The sequence below is a fragment of the Rhizobium sp. C1 genome, assembly GCF_021026335.1.
Lineage (GTDB): Bacteria > Pseudomonadota > Alphaproteobacteria > Rhizobiales > Rhizobiaceae > Ensifer_A.
In genome coordinates this window covers 246,147-265,950 of sequence record NZ_JAJNCY010000004.1, presented here as the reverse complement: position 1 = coordinate 265,950, position 19,804 = coordinate 246,147, and the positions used below count along the sequence as shown (strand labels likewise).

Annotated in this window: 18 protein-coding genes and 1 tRNA gene; 4 read left to right on the top strand and 15 right to left on the bottom strand. The window is 61.1% G+C overall.

Annotated elements, in window-relative coordinates; all coding sequences use genetic code 11:
- Positions 1-45: 45 nt before the first annotated feature.
- The 6 genes from LQK83_RS11485 to tesB all read right to left on the bottom strand — a co-directional run bounded on the left by LQK83_RS11485 (position 46) and on the right by tesB (position 7,564).
- Complete coding sequence (locus LQK83_RS11485; protein WP_230837543.1) at positions 46-849, bottom strand: exodeoxyribonuclease III; 804 nt, start codon at positions 847-849, stop codon at positions 46-48.
- Between the two features lie 76 nt (positions 850-925).
- Positions 926-1,582, bottom strand: a complete 657-nt coding sequence (locus LQK83_RS11480; protein WP_442966737.1) for an outer membrane lipoprotein carrier protein LolA — start codon at positions 1,580-1,582, stop codon at positions 926-928.
- Positions 1,583-1,707: 125 nt separating this feature from the next.
- Positions 1,708-4,389 (bottom strand): FtsK/SpoIIIE family DNA translocase, encoded by a 2,682-nt coding sequence (locus tag LQK83_RS11475; RefSeq protein WP_230837542.1) that lies wholly within the window; start codon positions 4,387-4,389, stop codon positions 1,708-1,710.
- Positions 4,390-4,644: 255 nt separating this feature from the next.
- On the bottom strand, positions 4,645-6,075 hold the full coding sequence (locus tag LQK83_RS11470; protein WP_230837541.1) for an ammonium transporter: 1,431 nt from the start codon (positions 6,073-6,075) through the stop codon (positions 4,645-4,647).
- Between the two features lie 26 nt (positions 6,076-6,101).
- A complete protein-coding gene (locus LQK83_RS11465) occupies positions 6,102-6,452 on the bottom strand; it encodes a P-II family nitrogen regulator (RefSeq protein ID WP_330166280.1) in 351 nt (116 codons plus the stop codon).
- 227 nt (positions 6,453-6,679) lie between these two features.
- Entirely contained in the window at positions 6,680-7,564 is an 885-nt protein-coding gene (gene tesB, locus LQK83_RS11460; protein WP_230837539.1) for an acyl-CoA thioesterase II, read from the bottom strand.
- A 57-nt stretch (positions 7,565-7,621) separates the two neighbouring features.
- Here tesB and LQK83_RS11455 point away from each other — a divergent pair, with 57 nt between their 5' ends.
- Positions 7,622-8,872, top strand: coding sequence for a ubiquinone biosynthesis hydroxylase (locus LQK83_RS11455; RefSeq protein WP_269065481.1), 1,251 nt, complete (start codon positions 7,622-7,624; stop codon positions 8,870-8,872).
- 10 nt (positions 8,873-8,882) lie between these two features.
- Here the strand turns inward: LQK83_RS11455 and LQK83_RS11450 are convergent, their stop codons facing one another.
- The 4 genes from LQK83_RS11450 to LQK83_RS11435 form a co-directional block, all read right to left on the bottom strand.
- Positions 8,883-9,071: a Trm112 family protein gene (locus LQK83_RS11450; protein WP_112695231.1), complete on the bottom strand. Its 189-nt coding sequence runs from the start codon at positions 9,069-9,071 to the stop codon at positions 8,883-8,885.
- Positions 9,072-9,079: 8 nt separating this feature from the next.
- On the bottom strand, positions 9,080-9,748 hold the full coding sequence (locus LQK83_RS11445) for an LON peptidase substrate-binding domain-containing protein (protein WP_230837537.1): 669 nt from the start codon (positions 9,746-9,748) through the stop codon (positions 9,080-9,082).
- Positions 9,749-9,855: 107 nt separating this feature from the next.
- A complete protein-coding gene (gene trxA, locus LQK83_RS11440) occupies positions 9,856-10,839 on the bottom strand; it encodes a thioredoxin (protein WP_230837536.1) in 984 nt (327 codons plus the stop codon).
- 57 nt (positions 10,840-10,896) lie between these two features.
- Positions 10,897-11,403, bottom strand: coding sequence for a prolyl-tRNA synthetase associated domain-containing protein (locus LQK83_RS11435; protein ID WP_230837535.1), 507 nt, complete (start codon positions 11,401-11,403; stop codon positions 10,897-10,899).
- Between the two features lie 248 nt (positions 11,404-11,651).
- Here LQK83_RS11435 and LQK83_RS11430 point away from each other — a divergent pair.
- Positions 11,652-11,726, top strand: a tRNA-Gly gene (locus LQK83_RS11430).
- A gap of 25 nt (positions 11,727-11,751) precedes the next feature.
- Here the strand turns inward: LQK83_RS11430 and LQK83_RS11425 are convergent.
- From LQK83_RS11425 to LQK83_RS11415, 3 genes are all read right to left on the bottom strand, one after another.
- A complete protein-coding gene (locus LQK83_RS11425; RefSeq protein WP_230837534.1) occupies positions 11,752-12,240 on the bottom strand; it encodes a DUF4411 family protein in 489 nt (162 codons plus the stop codon).
- Positions 12,240-13,409 (bottom strand): ImmA/IrrE family metallo-endopeptidase, encoded by a 1,170-nt coding sequence (locus LQK83_RS11420; RefSeq protein WP_230837533.1) that lies wholly within the window; start codon positions 13,407-13,409, stop codon positions 12,240-12,242. Before LQK83_RS11420 ends, LQK83_RS11425 begins: the two co-directional genes overlap by 1 nt.
- Before the next feature lie 170 nt (positions 13,410-13,579).
- Complete coding sequence (locus LQK83_RS11415; RefSeq protein ID WP_230837532.1) at positions 13,580-14,398, bottom strand: MerR family transcriptional regulator; 819 nt, start codon at positions 14,396-14,398, stop codon at positions 13,580-13,582.
- A 135-nt stretch (positions 14,399-14,533) separates the two neighbouring features.
- On the opposite strand from LQK83_RS11415, the gene LQK83_RS11410 reads away from it, so the two are divergent.
- Both LQK83_RS11410 and LQK83_RS11405 read left to right on the top strand, forming a co-directional pair.
- Positions 14,534-15,814, top strand: coding sequence for a 4-aminobutyrate--2-oxoglutarate transaminase (locus LQK83_RS11410; RefSeq protein ID WP_230837531.1), 1,281 nt, complete (start codon positions 14,534-14,536; stop codon positions 15,812-15,814).
- A 4-nt stretch (positions 15,815-15,818) separates the two neighbouring features.
- Entirely contained in the window at positions 15,819-17,297 is a 1,479-nt protein-coding gene (locus LQK83_RS11405; RefSeq protein WP_230837530.1) for an NAD-dependent succinate-semialdehyde dehydrogenase, read from the top strand.
- Between the two features lie 174 nt (positions 17,298-17,471).
- Here the strand turns inward: LQK83_RS11405 and LQK83_RS11400 are convergent, their stop codons facing one another.
- Positions 17,472-18,086: a ParB-like protein gene (locus LQK83_RS11400; protein WP_230837529.1), complete on the bottom strand. Its 615-nt coding sequence runs from the start codon at positions 18,084-18,086 to the stop codon at positions 17,472-17,474.
- A 39-nt stretch (positions 18,087-18,125) separates the two neighbouring features.
- Positions 18,126-19,799: a SulP family inorganic anion transporter gene (locus LQK83_RS11395; RefSeq protein ID WP_230837528.1), complete on the bottom strand. Its 1,674-nt coding sequence runs from the start codon at positions 19,797-19,799 to the stop codon at positions 18,126-18,128.
- Positions 19,800-19,804 lie beyond the last annotated feature (5 nt).

Sequence of the window (19,804 nt, the reverse complement as noted above, 5' to 3'; positions counted from 1 at the left end):
CGCTCTTTTGGGCAAGAGTCAATATTTCCAGGGGCGCGGATGCGACTAAAATGCGAAGCGCGCGATGACCGGAACATGGTCCGAAGGCTGCGTCCAGCCGCGTGCTTCGCGCAGGATTTCGATGTCGGTGACGTGTGGGGCGAGGTCGGGCGATGACCAGATATGGTCGAGGCGGCGGCCTTTGTCGGCAGCGTCCCAGTCCTTGGCGCGATAGCTCCACCAGGTGTAGAGCTTTTGCGGCTCGGGAAACTTTTCCCGCATCAGGTCCGACCAACCGCCTTCGGCGATCACGGCCTTCAGACCATCGGTCTCGACAGGCGTGTGGCTGACGATCTTCAAGAGCTGCTTGTGCGACCAGACGTCGTGTTCCAGCGGTGCGATGTTGAGGTCGCCGACGAGGATCGAGGAGCGGCCGGAGCCGTCGAGGGCGCGCATCGCCCGCATTTCCGCGATGAAATCGAGCTTGTGGCCGAATTTCGGATTGATCGTGCGGTCCGGCTCGTCGCCGCCGGCAGGAACGTAGAAATTGTGCAGGCGAATGTTACGGCCGGCATGTTCAAAGTCGACCGACAGATGCCGCTTGTCGCCGACGCCGCAGAAGTCGCGGGTCTCGTCAATGTCGATCTTCGCCTTCGAAACGGTTGCGACGCCGTGGTAGCCTTTCTGGCCGCTGACACACATGTGGACATAACCAAGCGCCCGGAACGCCTCGTAGGGAAACTCCTCGTCGCGGCACTTGATTTCCTGCAGGCACAGGATGTCGGGCTGGAAACGGGTCAGGAACTCCCCGACGATCGGCATTCTCAGCCGCACGGAGTTGATGTTCCAGGTGGCAAGCGTGAAAGTCATGAAAAAGGTCCTGCGGGCGTCTCTCCCGCAGGACCTATTGTGTGACGGCGTCAATGTCCACTGAATTCCGCAGCCCTTACTTGCCGGGCGCAACGCCCTTCATCTGGTCGTAAGGCAGGGCGAAGACGCTGTCGGCGAAATCCACGCCGGCCTTGACGTTGTAGATCATGACCGAGGTTTCCTTGCCCTGCGCATCGGTGATCGTCCACTGGCGCAGGTCGTTGGTCGCGGGGTCGAACATCATGGTGATGGTAGAATCGCCGAAGACGGATTTGTCGCCCAGTACGATGGTCACGAGATCCGGGTCCTGCTTGACGCTGCGGACCATCTTGCCGGTCAGGTCGATCTTGTCGTCGAGCAGCAGCGCCAGCGGCGTCTTGGAGAGGGGATACTGGTCCCAGGTGCCGAGCTTCATGTTGCCGACGACGAGGGTGCGGCCGTCAGAGATCACGCGCATCGGCGAGGGGGCGTCATAGTTGAAACGCACCTTACCGGGACGCGAAATGTAGAACTTGCCGCCCGTCTGGTCGCCGCGCGGGCCGAACTGCACGAAATCGCCCATCATCGTCTTGATGCCGGAAAAGTGGTTGGCGATTTCCTGCGCCTTCGTATTGGCCTGCTGCGCGCCGGCCGGCGCGACCGAAACGGCAAAAGCCAATGCGAGTGCGGCCATCATCGTCGCAAGCGGACGCTTCAATTCAGCCAAGCCCGCAAAAACTTTCAGGAATTTCATTCTCGTCTCCTCGAATCGTCCTTTATCTCGCAGGCAAACGCGGCGTCTTCAAGGCGAGTTCCACACACGTGCTGGGGCATGCCGTTATCGCAAAACCGCTGCACGTTTTTGCGCGGCATGCCGTGTCAGACCCCGCCGGTGATATCCGATTCGGTCGGGACGAGGATCTCGCGCTTGCCGGCGTGGTTGGCCGGGCCGACGATGCCTTCCTGTTCCATGCGCTCTATGATCGAGGCGGCACGGTTGTAGCCGATGCCGAGGCGGCGCTGGATGTAGGAGGTCGAGGCCTTGCCGTCGCGAAGAACAACCGCCACGGCCTGATCGTATGGATCGTCTGAGTCCGCGAGGTTGGACGTGCCGGCCGGACCGCCGCCACCTTCGCCGTCGCCATCCTCGTCGTCCGCCGTGATGGCATCGAGATATTGCGGTACGCCTTGCGTCTTCAGATAGGCGACAATGTCTTCCACTTCATGGTCCGACACGAACGGACCATGGACGCGCTGGATACGCCCACCACCGGCCATGTAGAGCATGTCGCCCTGGCCGAGCAGCTGTTCTGCACCCTGTTCGCCCAGAATGGTGCGGCTGTCGATCTTCGACGTCACCTGGAAGGAGATGCGGGTCGGGAAGTTCGCCTTGATCGTACCGGTGATGACGTCCACCGACGGGCGCTGCGTGGCCATGATGACGTGAATGCCGGCGGCACGCGCCATCTGGGCGAGGCGCTGGACGGCGCCTTCGATGTCCTTGCCGGCGACCATCATCAGGTCGGCCATTTCGTCGATGATGACGACGATATAGGGCAGCGGCTTGAGTGCAAATTCTTCCGTCTCGTAGACGGCCTCGCCGGTTTCGCGGTCGAAGCCGGTCTGCACCGTGCGGGTGATGGCTTCGCCGGAGGCCAGCGCCTGTTCGACACGGGTGTTGAAGCCGTCGATATTGCGGACGCCGATCTTTGACATCTTCTTGTAGCGGTCTTCCATTTCGCGCACGGTCCATTTCAGCGCGACGACGGCCTTCTTGGGGTCCGTCACGACCGGCGAGAGCAGATGCGGGATGCCGTCATAGACGGAGAGTTCGAGCATCTTCGGGTCGATCATGATCAGACGGCACTTTTCCGGCGAGAGCCGATAGAGCAGCGACAGGATCATGGTGTTGATGGCGACCGACTTACCCGAGCCCGTCGTACCGGCCACGAGCAGGTGGGGCATCTTGGCGAGGTCGGCAATGACCGGTTCGCCGCCGATCGTCTTGCCAAGCGTCAGGGCGAGCTTGCCCTTGGCGTCGTGGAATTCCTGGTTTTCGATCAGTTCGCGCAGATAGACCATCTCACGCTTCTGGTTGGGAAGCTCGATGCCGATGGCGTTGCGGCCCTGCACCACCGCAACGCGGGCGGCGATCGCGCTCATCGAGCGGGCGATATCGTCCGCCAGGCCGATGACGCGCGACGACTTGATGCCGGGGGCCGGCTCCAGTTCGTAGAGCGTGACGACCGGGCCGGGACGAACATGGATGATCTCGCCCTTGACGCCGAAGTCGTCGAGTACGCCTTCCAGCAGGCGGGCATTGTGCTCCAGCGCTTCAGGCGACAGTGTCGAATCGCGGCCGGTCGATTTCGGCTCGGCGAGCAGCTCGGTCGAGGGAAGAGTGAAACCGTCATTGTTGACGCGCGGCGTGGGTGCCGGTGCGCGCATGGTGGTGCGCATCGGTGCCGGGCGTGGTGCTTCCGCTGCGGGCGGTTGCTGCGGTGCTGCGGCGCGCTGCGGCTGCGGCGGCATGGAGACGCGCGGGCTCACCGCTGCCGGACGGCTCTGCGGGACGTCGATATCGAAGGGCGCGTCGTCGTCTTCGTCGAAATAGGGGTCGGCGGAGGGCGCTGCGATAACGCGGCGCTGGACCGCAGCAGGCGTATGATGCGCCGGGCGTTCCTCATGCGCGGCCGAATAGGGTGCTTCATCGATTTCGGCCGCTGCCGGATCGACGATGGCATATTCGTCCTCATTGAAGTCGTAGGGTTCCTCGATCTGGCCGCCGCCGCGATTCGTTCCGTGCATGCCGAAGATCCGGCGGAAGCGAGCCTTCACGTTGAACCAATGATGGGCGACGCCGCCGAACAGGACGGCGATCGGCGAATAGCTTTCGTCATCCTCGCCGTCATCGCGGGCGTCCGCCTGCCCCTGGGCAACGGTGCGGGCGTTGGAAGCCGTCGATGCCTTGGGCGCGCGCTCGGGCGGATTGCGCAGCAGCAAGCCGCAGGCGATCAGCAGCAGCCAGCCGGCGGGGATAGCGATGAGGCTTCCGAGAACAAGGCCGGACGTGCCGCTCGGATAGGCTCCGGCAAAAAGCGCCGGGAGGCGCAGCACGAGATCGCCGGCAACGCCGCCAGCGCCGTTGGGCAGCGGCCAGGTGATCGGCGGCGGTACGCAGCCGACGGCGGCGGCGGCCAGAACCGAACCGCCGAACCAGGCGGCAAAGCGCTGCGGTACACGGTTGATACGGCGATGGAACATCAGCGCAATGGCGAGCGAAAGCGGCGGCAGCAAGGAAATCACGCTTGCAAGTCCGAAGAACTGCATGATGATGTCGGCAAAGACCGCACCCGGATAGCCGAGAATATTGGTCGCCGGCTTGCCGGTGGCGAAGCTGAGGCTCGGATCGGTGACATTCCAGGTCGACATGGCGGCGACGCCAAGCGCCAGCAATGCGAAAATCGCAATGCCTGCGGCAAGGCCTGCCTGCCTGATGATAAAGGTTGAAAGTGCAAAGCCCTGCGGCCTGCCGTCCAGCGCTACCGTCGTCCGTGCCATGGAATCCAGCTCGTCTACTCACATTACGATCCACGCATCGCCGGTCACAACGATGCCATGTTGAGCGAACGTTAACAGGCGGAGAGTTAAAGCCCCTTTAACCATCCCCCTTCAGAAAGTGTTTTCCTTTCGAAATCGTCTCGAACGCTGTGTCCGGCATAAAAAAGCCCGGACCGTGAGGCCCGGGCAAAACGTGCAATCGCGAGATTGCGACGGGATGGGTGGGGCGCGGGCTCTGCCGCGCCGCCGATCATCTTAGTTGTGGTAGGCCGCTTCGCCGTGGGACGAGAGGTCGAGACCTTCGCGCTCAGCTTCCTGCGGTACGCGCAGGCCAACGATCAGGTCGGTGATCTTGTAGAGGATCGCCGAGCCGATACCGGACCACAGCAGCGTGACGAGAACGCCCTTCAGCTGAGCCAGGACCTGAACGCCTGTGCCCGGATAGCTGGCTGCGAAGTTGGCGGTCGAGTAATCGACGATGCCAGCGCCGCCCAGCGCCGGGTTGACGAGAATGCCGGTCATGATCGCGCCGAAGATACCACCGACGCAGTGTACGCCGAAGACGTCGAGGCTATCGTCATAGCCGAACTTGTTCTTCACCACGGAGACGAAGAAGTAGCAGATCGGCGAAACGAGAAGGCCGAGGACGATCGAGCCGACCGGGCCGGCAAAGCCAGCAGCCGGGGTGACGGCAACGAGACCGGCAACGACGCCCGAAGCAGCGCCGAGCATAGAGGCCTTGCCGCGGGTCAGAGCTTCAACAAGGCTCCAGGACATGCCGGCAGCAGCCGTTGCCACGAAGGTGTTGATGAAGGCAAGCGAAGCACCTGCGCTGGCTTCCAGGTTGGAGCCGGCGTTGAAGCCGAACCAGCCGACCCAGAGCATGGATGCACCGACCATCGTGAGCGTCATGGAATGCGGAGCCATGATTTCCTTGCCGTAGCCGATACGCTTGCCGAGCATGATGGCGCCGACGAGACCTGCGATACCAGCATTGATGTGAACGACGGTGCCGCCTGCGAAGTCGATCGCGCCGAAGCCGAAGATCAGACCGCCGGGATCAGCATAGGCGCTCGGGCCGCCCCAGAACCAGACCATGTGCGCAATCGGGAAGTAGATGAAGGTGACCCAGAGGATCGTGAACAGGATCACGGCCGAGAACTTCACGCGCTCAGCTATGGCGCCGACAATCAGGGCCGGCGTGATGCAGGCGAAGGTCATCTGGAAGACGATGTACGTCAGCTCAGGAATGGCGACGCCCTTGGTGAAGGTTTCGGCCAGCGAATCGGTCGTGACACCCTTCAGGAAGACCTTGGAGAAGCCGCCGACAAAGCTGTTCAGGCCGCCGCCCGGCGTGAAGGCCAGCGAGTAGCCATAGACGATCCAGATCAGCGCCACGACGCAGGTGATGACGAGCACCTGCATGAGAACGGAGAGCATGTTCTTGGAGCGAACGAGGCCGCCATAGAACAGGGCGAGGCCCGGAACCGTCATGAAGAGAACGAGAGCCGACGAGACCAGCATCCAGGCATTGTCGCCCTTGTTCATGGTCATGGCCGGTGCAGCAGCCGCAGCGGCCGTCGCTGCAGGAGCAGCCGCGTCCTGCGCAAAAGCAACGACTGGCGCGAGAAGCGCTGCCGTTGCCAGGCCTGCCCGGCCGAGAATGGAAAGTTTCGAAGAGGACATAGATATTAACTCCCTGAACGCAACGCTTAGAGCGCTTCGGAATCGGTTTCGCCGGTGCGGATGCGAACGGCGTGGTCAATCGAATAGACAAATACCTTGCCGTCGCCGATCTGGCCGGTCTTGGCGCCGGAGACGATCGCTTCGACCGCCTTGTCGACGGTGTCGGAACTGACGGCGACCTCGATCTTCAGCTTCGGCAGGAAGCTGACCGCATATTCGGTGCCGCGATAGATTTCGGTATGTCCCTTCTGGCGTCCGTAGCCTTTGACTTCGGTTACGGTCAGGCCCTGGATGCCAACGGCTGTCAGGGCCTCACGGACCTCGTCCAGCTTGAACGGCTTGATGATGGCCATCACAATCTTCATCTGGTTTCCCATCCTTCATGTGTACGCCCCTAAGGAGGGGCAAAGCGTCATGCCGCCGGCCGGTAATCCGTCCGGGACCGCTCTTACACATTCAAGGTCCGTGCCAGATTCGAAATTAAGATGAACTTACTGATTTTATTAATAAAAAATGACACGCTCAATTCTTGGCCAAAAATCGGCAAAAATGTGGAGCGCATGTCTGCATAAATTTTGTGCATTTTTGAAAAATAGCGAATTATTTATGCAGATGCACGTTTCCGAATCAAACCTTCCTGGGCCACCGAGGCGATCAACACGCCGGAGCGGCTGTAAAGGCTGCCGCGCGTCATGCCGCGCGCGCCGGATGCGCTGGGGCTGTCCTGACCGTAGAGCAGCCAGTCGTCCAGTGAGAAGTCCCGATGAAACCACATGGCGTGATCAAGGCTCGCGACCTGAAGGTCGCTGTCGAAGACGGAGGTTCCGTGCGCATAAAGCGAGGTATCGAGCAGGGTCATGTCGGAGAGATAGGCCAGAATGGCTGCGCGCAGGCGACGATCGTCGGGAGAGGGGCCGGTGGTGCGGACCCAGACGTTCTGTACAGGCTCGAGCTGCTGACGATTGAAATAGTCTTCCGGATAGGCCGGGCAGAATTCGATCGGGCGGGGACGCAGCCAGTAGCGGCGGATGGCTTCGGGGGCGTTTTCGACATAGCGCGACACGATGTCGCCCTCGCCGCCCAGTTCTTCCGGTGTGGGGACGGGCGGCATCGCCTGCTGGTGCTCGAAGCCGTCCTCGTCTTCCTGGAAGGAGGCCGAAAGCGAGAAGATCGCCTTGCCGTGCTGAACGGCGACGACGCGGCGCGTCGTGAAGCTCTTGCCGTCACGGATGCGGTCGACCTCGTAGACAATCGGGATCGACGGGTCGCCGGGGCGCATGAAATAGGCATGCAGCGAGTGGACGAAACGGCCCTCATCGACGGTGCGTTGCGCGGCGACCAGTGCCTGCGCGATCACCTGCCCGCCGAAGACGCGCTGCCAGCCGACCTGCGGGCTCGTGCCACGAAACAGGTTTTCTTCCAGCTTTTCGAGATCGAGCGTCGCGATCAGTTCCTGCATGGGCGAAAAATTGCCTGCTTCAGCCGACATGTTTGATCCTTCTCAAGTAGGAATGGCGTACTCCATCCTCTATATAGGTCACGAAGTTTGCTCAAGGGCAGGAATACCAGCGAGGTTGGCGCGATGCTTGATGTCTTTATTGCGGGTGGTGGCTATGTCGGAATTTCGCTGGCGGTGGCGGTGAAGTCGGCGGCGCCGCATCTCGATGTGCGCGTCTATGATGCCGCACCTGACGGCGTCTGGGAGAAGGACGAGCGCGCCTCGGCCATTGCCGCGGGGGCCAAGCGATTGCTGACCGTGCTGGGGGCGTGGGACGAGATCGCGCCCGAGTCCGAGCCGATCCGCAAGATGATCATCACCGATTCGAAAACGGCCGACCCGGTTCGGCCGGTTTTCCTGACGTTCGATGGCGAGGCGGAAGCGGGTGAGCCGTTTGCCTATATGGTGCCGAACCCGGCGATGGTGCGCTCGCTCAGGAAGCGCGCCGAAGTGCTGGGCGTCGAAATCCGCCAAGGCGTTTCGGCCGTCGATTTCAAGACGGGCGATGCGTGGCAGACGGTGACGCTCTCGAATGGTGAGACCATCGACGCGCGTCTGCTGGTGGCCTGCGATGGCGTACGCTCCAAGCTCCGTGACATTGCCGGCATCAAGACGGTGCGATTCGATTATGGCCAGTCCGGCATCGTGACGACCATCGAGCATGAGCGGCCGCATGAGGGCATCGCGGAGGAGCATTTCCTCCCCGCCGGTCCGTTTGCGACGCTGCCGCTCAAGAACAACCGCTCGTCGCTCGTCTGGAACGAGCGGACAGCCGATGCCGAGGCGCTGCTGAAGGCGGACGATCTGGTGTTCGAGGAGGAGCTGGAGCGCCGCTTCGGCCACAAGCTCGGTGCGATCAAGGTGGTTGGCGGCAAGCGCGCCTTCCCGTTTGCGCTGACGCTGGCGCGGGACTTCGTGGCGCCCCGATTCGCGCTGGCCGGTGATGCGGCGCATGGCATCCACCCGATTTCCGGCCAGGGCCTCAATCTCGGCTTCAAGGATGTGGCCGCACTTGCCGAAACGATTGTCGAGGCGGATCGGCTGGGGCTCGATTTCGGCCAGCTCAACATATTGGAACGCTATCAGGAATGGCGGCGGTTCGACACGTTCCGCATGGGTGTCACGACCGATGTGCTCAACCGCATGTTCTCCAACGATTTCACCCCGATGCGCATGGCGCGCGATTTCGGGTTGAGCGTCGTCGACCGGCTGCCGGGTTTGAAGAACTTCTTCATCCGCCAGGCGTCCAGTGTCGGCGGGGCGGGGGACCCGCGCCTGCTCGGCGGCCAACCGATCTGATCGGCGAACATCAGTCCAGAATCTTGCGGGCTTCCGACATCAGCATGATCGGAATGCCATCGCGCACGGGATAGGCCAGTTTCGCCTTTTCCGAGATGAGCTCGTTGCGCTCGGCATCGAAGCTCAGCCGGCCCTTGGTCAGCGGGCAGACCAGCAGTTCCAGCATTTTTGGATCGATGCCACTGGTGCGCGCGCTCATGGGCGGCCTCACTGCAGGATTCCACCGCCGCCGTCCGGGGCGGCCTTGGCCAGCGCAATCTCGGTGATGGCGATCAGCGTTTCGGCGCGAGTCTTGAGGTCGGGCGCTTCCAGCAGCGCCTGCTTCTCCGCCGGACCATAGGGCGACATCATCGACATGGAATTAACCAGCGTCGCATTGCTGGCGCGGGAGATGTTGTCCCAGTCTGCTTCGAGACTATTGGCATCGAGATAGTCACGGAAAGCCTGCAGCAGGCCCTTGCGGTCTACACTCTCCTCATCCACCGGTTCGAGATCGGTGAGGAAGGGCGCAAGCTTGACCTGGCGGTAAGGCGTGGTGACGGCGAGTTCCTCCAGCACACGGAAGCGCGTCACGCCGGTCAGCGACAGGATGTATCGTCCGTCGCCCGTCTCGCCGAAGGAGGTGATGCGACCGATGCAGCCGACCTTGGCGAGTTCCGGTTTCGGATCGGCCTCGGACGCATCCAGCGCCGGCTGGATCATGCCGATCAGCCGGTGTCCGGCCAGTGCATCGTCGAACATGGCGAGATAACGCGGCTCGAAAATGTTGAGTGGCAATTGCGCGCCGGGGAGAAGCAGCGCGCCGGTGAGCGGAAACACGGCAAGCGTTTTCGGAAGATCGTTTTCGGTCAGATAGCGTGCGTTACCGACTTGCATCGTCACTCCTTGAGCATGTCCGAGCCAAAAGCGCTTCAGCGGTTTTGCGTCGGGACTGCGTCAAACAAAAAGCTCTCGTAGCGGTCCGGCCTTCCGGCCGAAGGCCGTCACGAAAACAGGATCGAGGACATCTTGCGTCGCGCATAAGCCGTCGCAGGTTCCTTCGCACCCCAAACCTCAAAGAAATTCAGCAGTTCCCGTCGCGCGCCGTCGTCGTCGTAAGTGCGGTCCTTCTTCATGATATAGAGAAGGTGGTCGGCGGCGTCCTGACGGTTGCCCTGCACGTTGGCGATCTTGGCGAGCTTCATGCGCGCCTCGTGATTGTCCGGGTTCAGCGATAACTCGTGCTCCAGTGCGGCCGGATCGCCAAGCTTGCGCGCTTCCTCATACTGTTCCAGCGACTTGCGCACGGCAACGATCGCCGGATCGGCCTTCTTCTCGTCGTCGAGACTGTCGATGAGGCCGAGCGCGCGGTCGTGCTGGCCGGCAAGGATCATGCATTGTGCCATTCCGGCAAGCGCTGCGATGTTTTCCGGATCAGCCTGCAGGACTGCGGCATAAAGCGAGGCAGCACCGCTGGCGTCCCGGGCGGCGAGCAGCTCGCCGGCCTGCGCGAGCGTATCGGCAATCGCTTCGGCCTGATCGTCGCCGGGCGCAGCGCCAGCGATCTTGTCGATGAACTGGCGGATCTGGCTTTCCGGGATCGCGCCCATGAAGCCATCGGCCGGGCGGCCGTTGACGAAGGCGACGACGGCCGGGATGGACTGGATGCCCATCTGGCCGGCATATTCCGGATGATCGTCGATGTTCATCTTGACGAGCTTGACGCGTCCGCCGGCTTCCTTGACGACCTTCTCGATGATCGGGGTGAGCTGGCGGCAGGGGCCGCACCAGGGGGCCCAGAAATCGACCAGAACCGGCTGCTTCTTCGATTCTTCCAGCACGTCGCGCGGGAAGGCCGACGTCGTCGTCTCCTTGATAAGGTCCGCGCCGCCGCCCGCTGTCGGGCTTGCGGGCCTGCCGCCAAACGAGGCAGAGCCGCTCATCGTGCTGCCGTAAGAAGAACCGTAAGGATTGTAATCGCCGCTCATCGAAGTGCTCCCGCCGCGCCGTTGGCACGGACCTTTTTTCATCCTACAAATCGTATGTCACTCGGTGACTTTCAAGACAATGGCTTCATGACCCGTCGCTTCCATGAATCGCAGCAAATCGTCCCGCTTGATCGAGGTCGTGGCGCTGTTGCGCAGCGGATGGCAGTTGATGATCTCGCTCTGCATCAGGTCGGCATCGAGAATGAACGTCACCTGATGATCAGTGTCGTTGATGGCACCCAGCGCCGTCACTGAGCCCGGCACGACGCCAAGATATTCCATCAGCTTTTCCGCGGAACCAAAGGAGACGCGCCCCGAACCGCCGATCAGGTTATGGACCGATTTCAGGTCCACGGTCGCATGTTCCTCGACGGTCAGCAGGAAATACCGGCTCTTCTTGTCCTTGATGAACAGGTTCTTCGTATGCCCGCCGGGGATCGCGTCGCGCAGGTCCTGGCCCTCCGCCACGGTAAAGACCGGCCGGTGCTCGTGGTTGACATAGTTGATGCCAAGGCCGTCGAGAAAGTCGAAGAGGTCCTTGTCGGTTTTCGGCGTGCCGCTCATCAATGAAGTCCCGCGCATGAGGTTTGGAATGGAAGCATCCCCAATAGGCCGCAACGCCCTTTGATGCAATCGTTCCCGCATCCGCCCGGTTGCCCTTGATCTTCCTTCACAAATCGCGCGCGTCAAAAAAACTTCACCGAATGCAATTTTCCCTGTTGCATTTGAAAAGGGCTTGGGCCATATACCGCCCGTCGCCGCAAGACGGGGACGCTTCCACGGCCACTTACTTACCCAGGCCGTTTGGTTGAGCGGGTGTAGCTCAGGGGTAGAGCACAACCTTGCCAAGGTTGGGGTCGAGGGTTCGAATCCCTTCGCCCGCTCCAATTTTCTTAGATTGCGTGCATTTAATCACAGGCGAAAAGACGCTGAAAAGTGTCTCAGAGCGTCGAAAGTGTTAACGCACTGTATTCCGAAGTTGTCGCAGACGTTGGGTATAGGAACACGTTTCTTTGAAGCGTGTTCTGGCAACTCGTGTGTGATAATTCTTGCACCTATGGTGATCGCTTTGGCTATTAGCCAAGGATCTGCCTTGGCAAGGAACTTATCTATAGCTGGCTGAGTATATTGCTGACTTGAAACATAGTTGGCGACCGAAGCGAAATTCAGTTGGGTCGCTTCGTCATCAACTTTCAAGAGCCAAGCCGCGTCCTTCCTGTCTTTCGCCCAAGCCGCGAGTTCGTCGCCACCGTCCATCAACTCGTCACAAACAGTCTCGATGGAGCCAACTTCTCGACCGCAAACCGCGTCCATCCAATCCCAAAAACCTGGACAGATGTCGAAGCCATAATACCGGTTCTTTGCCTCAATGAAGATATTTGTATCGAGCAGAAACTTCATTAAGCGGCCAGCCGTTTCTGATGAAACTTCACCAAGGATGCAGGCTGAGTATTCAGGAGTAAAGCGGCCTGTCGAAGCAACAACTGGCCCGAGATTGCCTGACTCACGACCGAATTTGTGAACCTGCTGCCGTTTCGGATAGGCAAGTTGAGATAGAAGTTGCCGCCGCCGCCGCCGTCTTCGGCTGCGTCGCGGTCCCATTGGGCTTGCTCAAACGCATAAAGGCGACGGTATTCATCTTCCTTGCACAATCCGAGGTCAAACGCTCGGCGTGCGATCACGATTCGGCTAACACGGTACAGTAGAACGTTGTTGTCCAAATTATTCGAGAACGTGTAGTCCGTTCTCCAACTTCCCCGAATAGAGGCTTCCGGCACAAGGAATTCAGCGGCGACTTCGTTGCATTTCTGCTCGACTGTGCGCTTCGCCCCAAAGTCACGCTCACCAATCTGAACATTCGAAACTCCGCTCTCGCCAAGCCATATGTGGGTAAGCTCGTGGGCAAGCGTGAAAAGCTGAGCAGCTTTTGCATCTTTTCCATTGATGAAGATTAACGGTACATGCGGGTCGCTGATCGCGAATCCCCGAAATTGCCGAACGGATAAGGGGCGGCGAGTGTTGTTGCCAACAACGCCGTTCCGCATCACCCAAACCCCGGCGGCTTCAGCTGCCTTCATCAACTCCGAAAGTAATGCTTCCGAGTTGGCGGCGTGTGGCATATCGCCGTCGGGCGGGAGGAGTGTTCGGCGCATATCCCTAGCAATGACTTTCGCGTCATCAGACAATGCAAACCTTCCGACAAATGGTCGTGGCTTCCCGTCCACCTCGATCATGAAGTCCCGATACCAGTCCCGTTTGAACATCACGTCCTTGAGAAGGTCGCGAAAGTTCAGATCGAGCTTCTGCGTTGGGTCGCTGCCCACCGTTCGAAGGTCGGGAATGGAGACTTCATCGACTGGCGGATTGTTTAGGAAGAGGAAGCCGAACGGTATATTGAGTGCAGCGGCGAGTTTCTGAGCCTGACGAAATGTCGGCTTTTCTGCTCCAGAAAGCCAAGAGGCGACACGATCAACACTTGTATTCAGCTTCGCGCCAAGGCCGTCAGCATCCACGCCAGCGCGATCGCTTGCCCATTCCAAAATACGGTAGTTGATCAGTGCTTTCGCCATAGCGTAAGTAACTTCCCCACACTCCATTATGCACACACAAAATGGTTAAGGAAGCTTGTCCGCGACTGTACCCGCCACATCAACAAACCAATTTGTATATCAGCTTAAGCGACATTGTGGCGAAATTCGGCGGCTAGGCTCCTATAGAAAGATCGTTTACGTTCCAACCCTCAGAACGAAGCCGGCGTGTTGATCCACAGAAGCACCGTCTCGCCCTCGCTCAAATTCCGCCATGAATGCGGTCGCCTGCTCTCAAAGTAGAAACTGTCGCCCTCGGAGAGGATGAAAAATCGGTCGTCGTCGAGGACGATTTCCATGGAGCCGGTCAGGACATGCATGAATTCCTCGCCTTCGTGGGCATAGGCGCCTTCGCTGGTGGCGCCGGGGGCGAGCACGAAGCGGTGGCAGTCCATCATGTTGCGGCCTTCGGCCAGAACCTGCACGCTGACGCCGGTGGTTGTGGCCGGCCATGAGGTCCAGCGGCCGTTGCGGATGAGCGATTCGCTCGTGCGCGTGCCGCCGGTGCCGCTGAGCGCCGAAAAGGACGTGCCGAAATGGTGGGCGAGGTCATGCAGGGATTTCAGCGACAGGCCCTGCGACGTGCGTTCGAAGGTCGAGAGAAGAGAGGCGGAAATGCCCGTTTCCTGCGAGACCTTGTCCAGCGTTTCGCCGGCGTCGCGGCGCAGCTTGCGGATCTTGGCACCCATCTGCTGGGTTGGTGCGCGGCGGGTGGACTTCTTCGGCTTTGCCGGCTGCGGTTCCTCTGCGGCGAGATTGTCGCGGATGGCCGCTGGGTTGATGCCTTTCTCCGATCTCAGCCAGCTGATCTTCTTCAGCCGGTCGATATGCGTTTGTTCGTAAAGGCGCTGGCCGGTTTCGGTGCGAACCGGGTCGATCAGGCCCTGGCTCTCCCAAAGGCGTAGCGTGGACGCTGAAACGCCGGCCATGCGGGCCGCCTCGGCAATCTTGAATCGCACCGTTTCCGTCATTTCGTCGCCCTGGTTGCCCACTACCCTCTACGGGAAAAATATCGATCGGACCATATTGCAAGTCTACAGAAAAAATGCAAAATTTTTGTCGCGCCGAGGAGGCGACGAGATTTCCCCATCCGTTTGGAGACGACGATGCAGAATACCGAAGTTGCGGCCCGCCGGGCTGATGCCATTTCGCGCGGCGTGGGCGTGACCACGCAGGTCTATGCCCAGAAGGCAGAGAATGCCGAGATCTGGGATATCGAGGGCCGCCGCTTCATCGACTTCGCGGCCGGGATCGCCGTCGTCAACACCGGCCATCGCCACCCGCGCGTCATCGAGGCCGTCAAGGCGCAGCTCGACAGCTTCACGCATACCTGCCACCAGGTCGTGCCTTACGAGAACTATGTCGAACTGGCCGAGCGCCTGAACGATGCCGTTCCGGGCAATTTCAAGAAGAAGACGATTTTCGTGACGACGGGTGCGGAAGCGGTCGAAAACGCCGTGAAGATCGCGCGCGCCGCCACCAACCGCTCCGCCATCATTGCCTTCACGGGCGCCTTCCACGGCCGCACCTTCATGGGCATGACGCTGACCGGCAAGGTCCAGCCCTACAAGGTCGGCTTCGGCGCGATGATGCCGGATGTCTTCCACGTTCCCTTCCCGGTCGAGCTGCATGGCACGACGGTCGAGGATTCGCTCGGCGTTCTGGAAAAGCTGTTCAAGGCTGATGTCGATCCGAGCCGCGTTGCCGCCTTCATCGTCGAGCCGGTTCAGGGCGAGGGCGGTTTCTATGAGGTTCCGCGCGCGTTCATGGTCAAGCTGCGCGAAATCGCCGACAAATACGGCATTGTGCTGATCGCCGACGAAGTCCAGACCGGTTTTGCCCGCACCGGCGCGCTGTTCGCCATGGAGCATCATGGCGTCGTGGCCGACATCACCACCATGGCCAAGGGCCTTGGCGGCGGTTTCCCGATTGCAGCCGTCACCGGCCGCGCCGATCTCATGGATGCGCCCGGCCCCGGCGGCCTCGGCGGCACCTATGGCGGCAACCCGATCGGTGTCGCTGCCGGTCTTGCCGTTCTCGATGTCATCAAGGACGAGAACCTCTGCGAGCGCGCCACCCAGCTCGGCAATCGCCTCAAGCAGCGCCTGTCGTCGCTGTCGTCGTCAGTTCCGCAGATCGCGGATATTCGCGGTCCGGGCTTCATGAATGCCGTCGAATTCAACGTCGCCGGAACGAAGACCCCGAGCCCGGAGTTCACCAACAAGGTGCGTGAAAAGGCGCTCGAAAAGGGCCTGATCCTGCTCACCTGCGGCGTCTACGGCAATGTCATCCGTTTCCTGGCGCCGATCACCATTCCGGACGATGTCTTCGCCGAAGCGCTCGACATTCTGGAAACCACTCTCGTCGAATGCGCGAAGGAGGCGTGAATTTATGGCGATTTCAGACAAGCTGATTGCCAAGCTGAAAGATGCGAGCCTTGTCACCGACAAGGCCGTCATCGGCGGCGAATGGCTGGCGAAGAGCGATAGCGGCAAGACCTTCGACGTGACCAACCCGTCGACCGGCGAACATGTCGCCACGCTGCCCGACATGGGCCGTGCGGAAGCCGCCCGCGCCGTCGACGCCGCCTACAAGGCGCAGAAGGCGTGGGCCAAGAAGACGGGCAAGGAGCGCGCTGCCGTTCTTCGCAAGCTCTTCGACCTGATGGTCGCCAATGCCGACGATCTGGCGACGATCCTGACCATGGAAATGGGTAAGCCCTGGCCGGAAGCGCGCGGCGAAATCCTCTATGGCGCGTCCTATGTCGAATGGTTCGGCGAAGAGGCCAAGCGCGTTTATGGCGACACGATCCCCGGCCACCAGGGCGACAAGCGGATCATCATCATCAAGCAGCCGGTCGGCGTCGTGGCCTCCATCACGCCGTGGAACTTCCCGAACGCCATGCTCGCCCGCAAGATGGCCCCTGCCATTGCCGTCGGTTGCGCCATGGTCTCGAAGCCGGCTGCCGAAACGCCGCTTTCGGCGCTGTCGCTGGCGATCCTTGCCGAACGCGCAGGCGTTCCGGCCGGCATCTTCAACGTCGTCACAGGCACGGATTCCTCCTCCATCGGCAAGGAATTCACCGAGAACGACAAGGTCCGCAAGCTCACCTTCACCGGCTCGACCAATGTCGGGCGCATCTTGATGCGTCAGGCGGCCGACCAGATCATGAAGCTCGGCCTCGAGCTTGGTGGCAATGCGCCGTTCATCGTGTTCGACGATGCGGATCTCGACGCCGCCGTCGAAGGCGCGATCGTATCGAAGTATCGCAACAACGGCCAGACCTGCGTCTGCGCCAACCGGCTCTATGTCCAGTCGGGCGTTTATGATGCCTTTGCCGAAAAACTTGCTGCACGCGTCTCGCAGATCAAGGTCGGCGACGGCTTTGAAGAAGGCGTCAATGCCGGTCCGCTGATCACGGCGAAGGCGATGGAAAAGGTCGAGGATCATATCTCCGACGCGCTGTCCAAGGGTGCCTCCGTCAAGCTCGGCGGCAAGCCGGATGCACGTGGCGGCCTCTTCTTCCAGCCGACGGTTCTGACCGGTGTCACGACCGACATGAAGATCGCCCGCGAGGAGACCTTCGGTCCCGTCGCGCCGCTCTTCAAGTTCGAGACGGAAGACGACGTGATCGAAATGGCGAACAATACCGAGTTCGGTCTTGCTTCCTATTTCTACTCGAAGGATGTCTCGAAGATCTTCCGCGTGGCCGAAGCGCTGGAATATGGCATGGTCGGCATCAATACCGGCCTGATTTCCACGGAAGTCGCACCGTTCGGCGGCGTCAAGCAGTCGGGTCAGGGCCGCGAAGGCTCCAAGTACGGCATCGACGACTATACCGAGATCAAGTATCTCTGCCTCAGCATCTAATGCAGGCTATATGAATGAAAGAGGCCGGCTCGCAGCGATGCGGGCCGGTTTTTTGTCCTTGTCTTGCGCAGTTCCAGACGCGAAACCGGTTTCCACTTTCGCTGGACGTGCTCTATCTATTTGTTTTTCGCAGTCCGGACGCAAAACCGCTTAAGCACTTTTGCTGGACGTGCTCTAGCCACCCTCGACCCAACCGGGCAGATGCTTGGCATCCTTGCTGCGCGACAGTTTCAGCGCTTTTTCGGCCGCATCGTCGAACTCGTCGTCGGTTTCCGGCCGTTTCATGCGGCGGCGATAGAAATCGGCCCAGAGGAATTCGGTATAGGGTGTTGCGACCTTGGCATAGCCGCCGGCCTCGCGCACGGCGCCGGCAAGCGAGCGGAACGGGTCGTCCTTGAGGTCCCAGATCCGCTTCGGCAGTGCCTTCAAAGGCTGTCGCTCGCCTTCGCCGTCGAAGGGATGCAGCCAGTTGCGATTGTCCATGAAGGTCATGAACTCGTCCTTGCTCAGAGCGCTCAGATCGGCAATGGCGGAGACCAGCACGCGCTTGACTCCTTCCTTGTGCAGGGCCAGCGCCAGATGGTGATGATCGACGATCCAGTATCGTTCCTTGGGGCCGATGACAGCGGGCAGCATATGGGCACCGAGGAAATCGCGGTCCTCATGTTCTGACATGTCGCGCCATTCGCGGCGTTTGCGATAGACCTCCCGCATACCGACCGTCATCTGGGTCGGACGCAGGTCGGCGATCAGCACAGGGTGGAGTCGGGGTTCGAAATCATGACCCATGGGACGTGCTCTATCTTTTGTTTTGCGCGAATGCGGAAACTAAATCGTTTCCGGAATCCGGCTCGAAATGGCTTGCGTGACGATCTGGCGCGCGGCCTCGGCCGCGTCCTCGACACTGTAATATGCCCACCCGACGAGCTTGTCAGCCCCGGCGGCGGTCAGGATATCGCGCACCGGGTCGCGGGCGCGCGCGAGGAGAAATGTGCGGCCGTTAGCGGCGATCCGCTTGTCGGTTTCCTGGATGGCTTCCAGAGCCGTGCTGTCGAGATTGAAAGTCTCCTCAAGGCTGAGGATTACCACTTTTATCGCTGGGTCCCTCTCGGCTTCTGTCGCGATGGTGGCGAGCGTCCGCTCGGCATTGGCGAAGAAGAGCGGCTCGGAGGGGCGCCAGATGCCGACATGTTCGGGCACTTGCGCTTCCGGATGGCGCGCGATATCGGCGAAGTCGTGCGTGCCGGGGAGGCGTCCGAGGCGGGCAATCTGCGGCAGTGCCAGCCGGCTCATCAGCGCGGCGACCGAAAAGGCTACCGCCAGCAACATGCCGTTGACCACGCCGAAGACGAGCACGCCGCCGGCGGCAGCGAGCGCAATCCACTGATCTCGGTCGATCTTCCAGAGGCGAATGAGCGGCGAGGGGTCGAGTGCGTGGGCGAGCGCCGAAATCACGATGGCGGCCAGCACGGCCTCGGGCAGATGGGCAATCAGGCCGGAGGCGATCACGACCAGCACGGCCAGGGCGCCGGCGGCAATGACGCTCGACCAGCGGCTCTCAGCACCCGCAGCCTCATTCGCGTTGCCCGCCGAAAAGCCGGCACCCACCGGCATGCCCTGAACGAGCGCTGCGGCGAGGTTGCATAGGCCGAGCGCTGCCAGTTCGCGATCCGGCTCGATCGTGTCGCCGTGGCGCAGCGCCAGCGCCCGCATCGTCCCCCAGCTTTCGGCAAAGAGGATCAGCACGAGAGGCAATGTCAGCTGGATCAGGCGCGAGATGTCGGCCAGCGCGAGGTTTGGCCAATGCGGCCATTCCAGCGTCAGGGACAAGAGTCCCGTCTCCTTGAGTCCATAGCGGGGAAGGTCGAATGCCAGTGACAGGCTTGCCCCAACGATCACTACGGCAAAGGCAGCCGGAAAGAGCGGCCATCGGCGCGTGCCGAACAGGACGGCGAGTGACAGCGCCGCAGCAATCGGGCCGGCCGGTTTCCATTCCGGGATGGTCTTCACCAGTCCGGCAATGAAGTCGAAGATGTCGTCCGCTTTCACCGGCACGCCGGTAATCGAAGGCAATTGATGCAGAATGATGGACACCGCAAGGCCGAAGGCGAAGCCGCGCAGCACGGGCCTTGCAATGAAGCCGGTCAGGAGCCCAAGCCGAAAGGCCCGGGCGGCCAGAAAGACGAGACCGGCAATGGCGATGGCGAGCGTCGCCAGAACCGATTTGGTTGCGGCATCGCCCGGAAAGGTGGCGAGCATGGCCGCGAGGATTGCGGCAGACGATGAGGTCGCCGAAACGACTGCAAAACGGCTGCGGCCGATCCATGCATAGACGAAACAGCCGGCCACGGCCGCATAGACCGCGCGGCCAGGCGGCAGGCCGGCGATCGTTGCATAGGCCACGGCTTCCGGAAGCAGCAGGCCAGCGACGGAAAGACCGGCGACGATGTCGCGGCTACCGGGTTTTTTCAGACTGCCGCTGCTCGCCGCTGCTTCATCCATCGTCG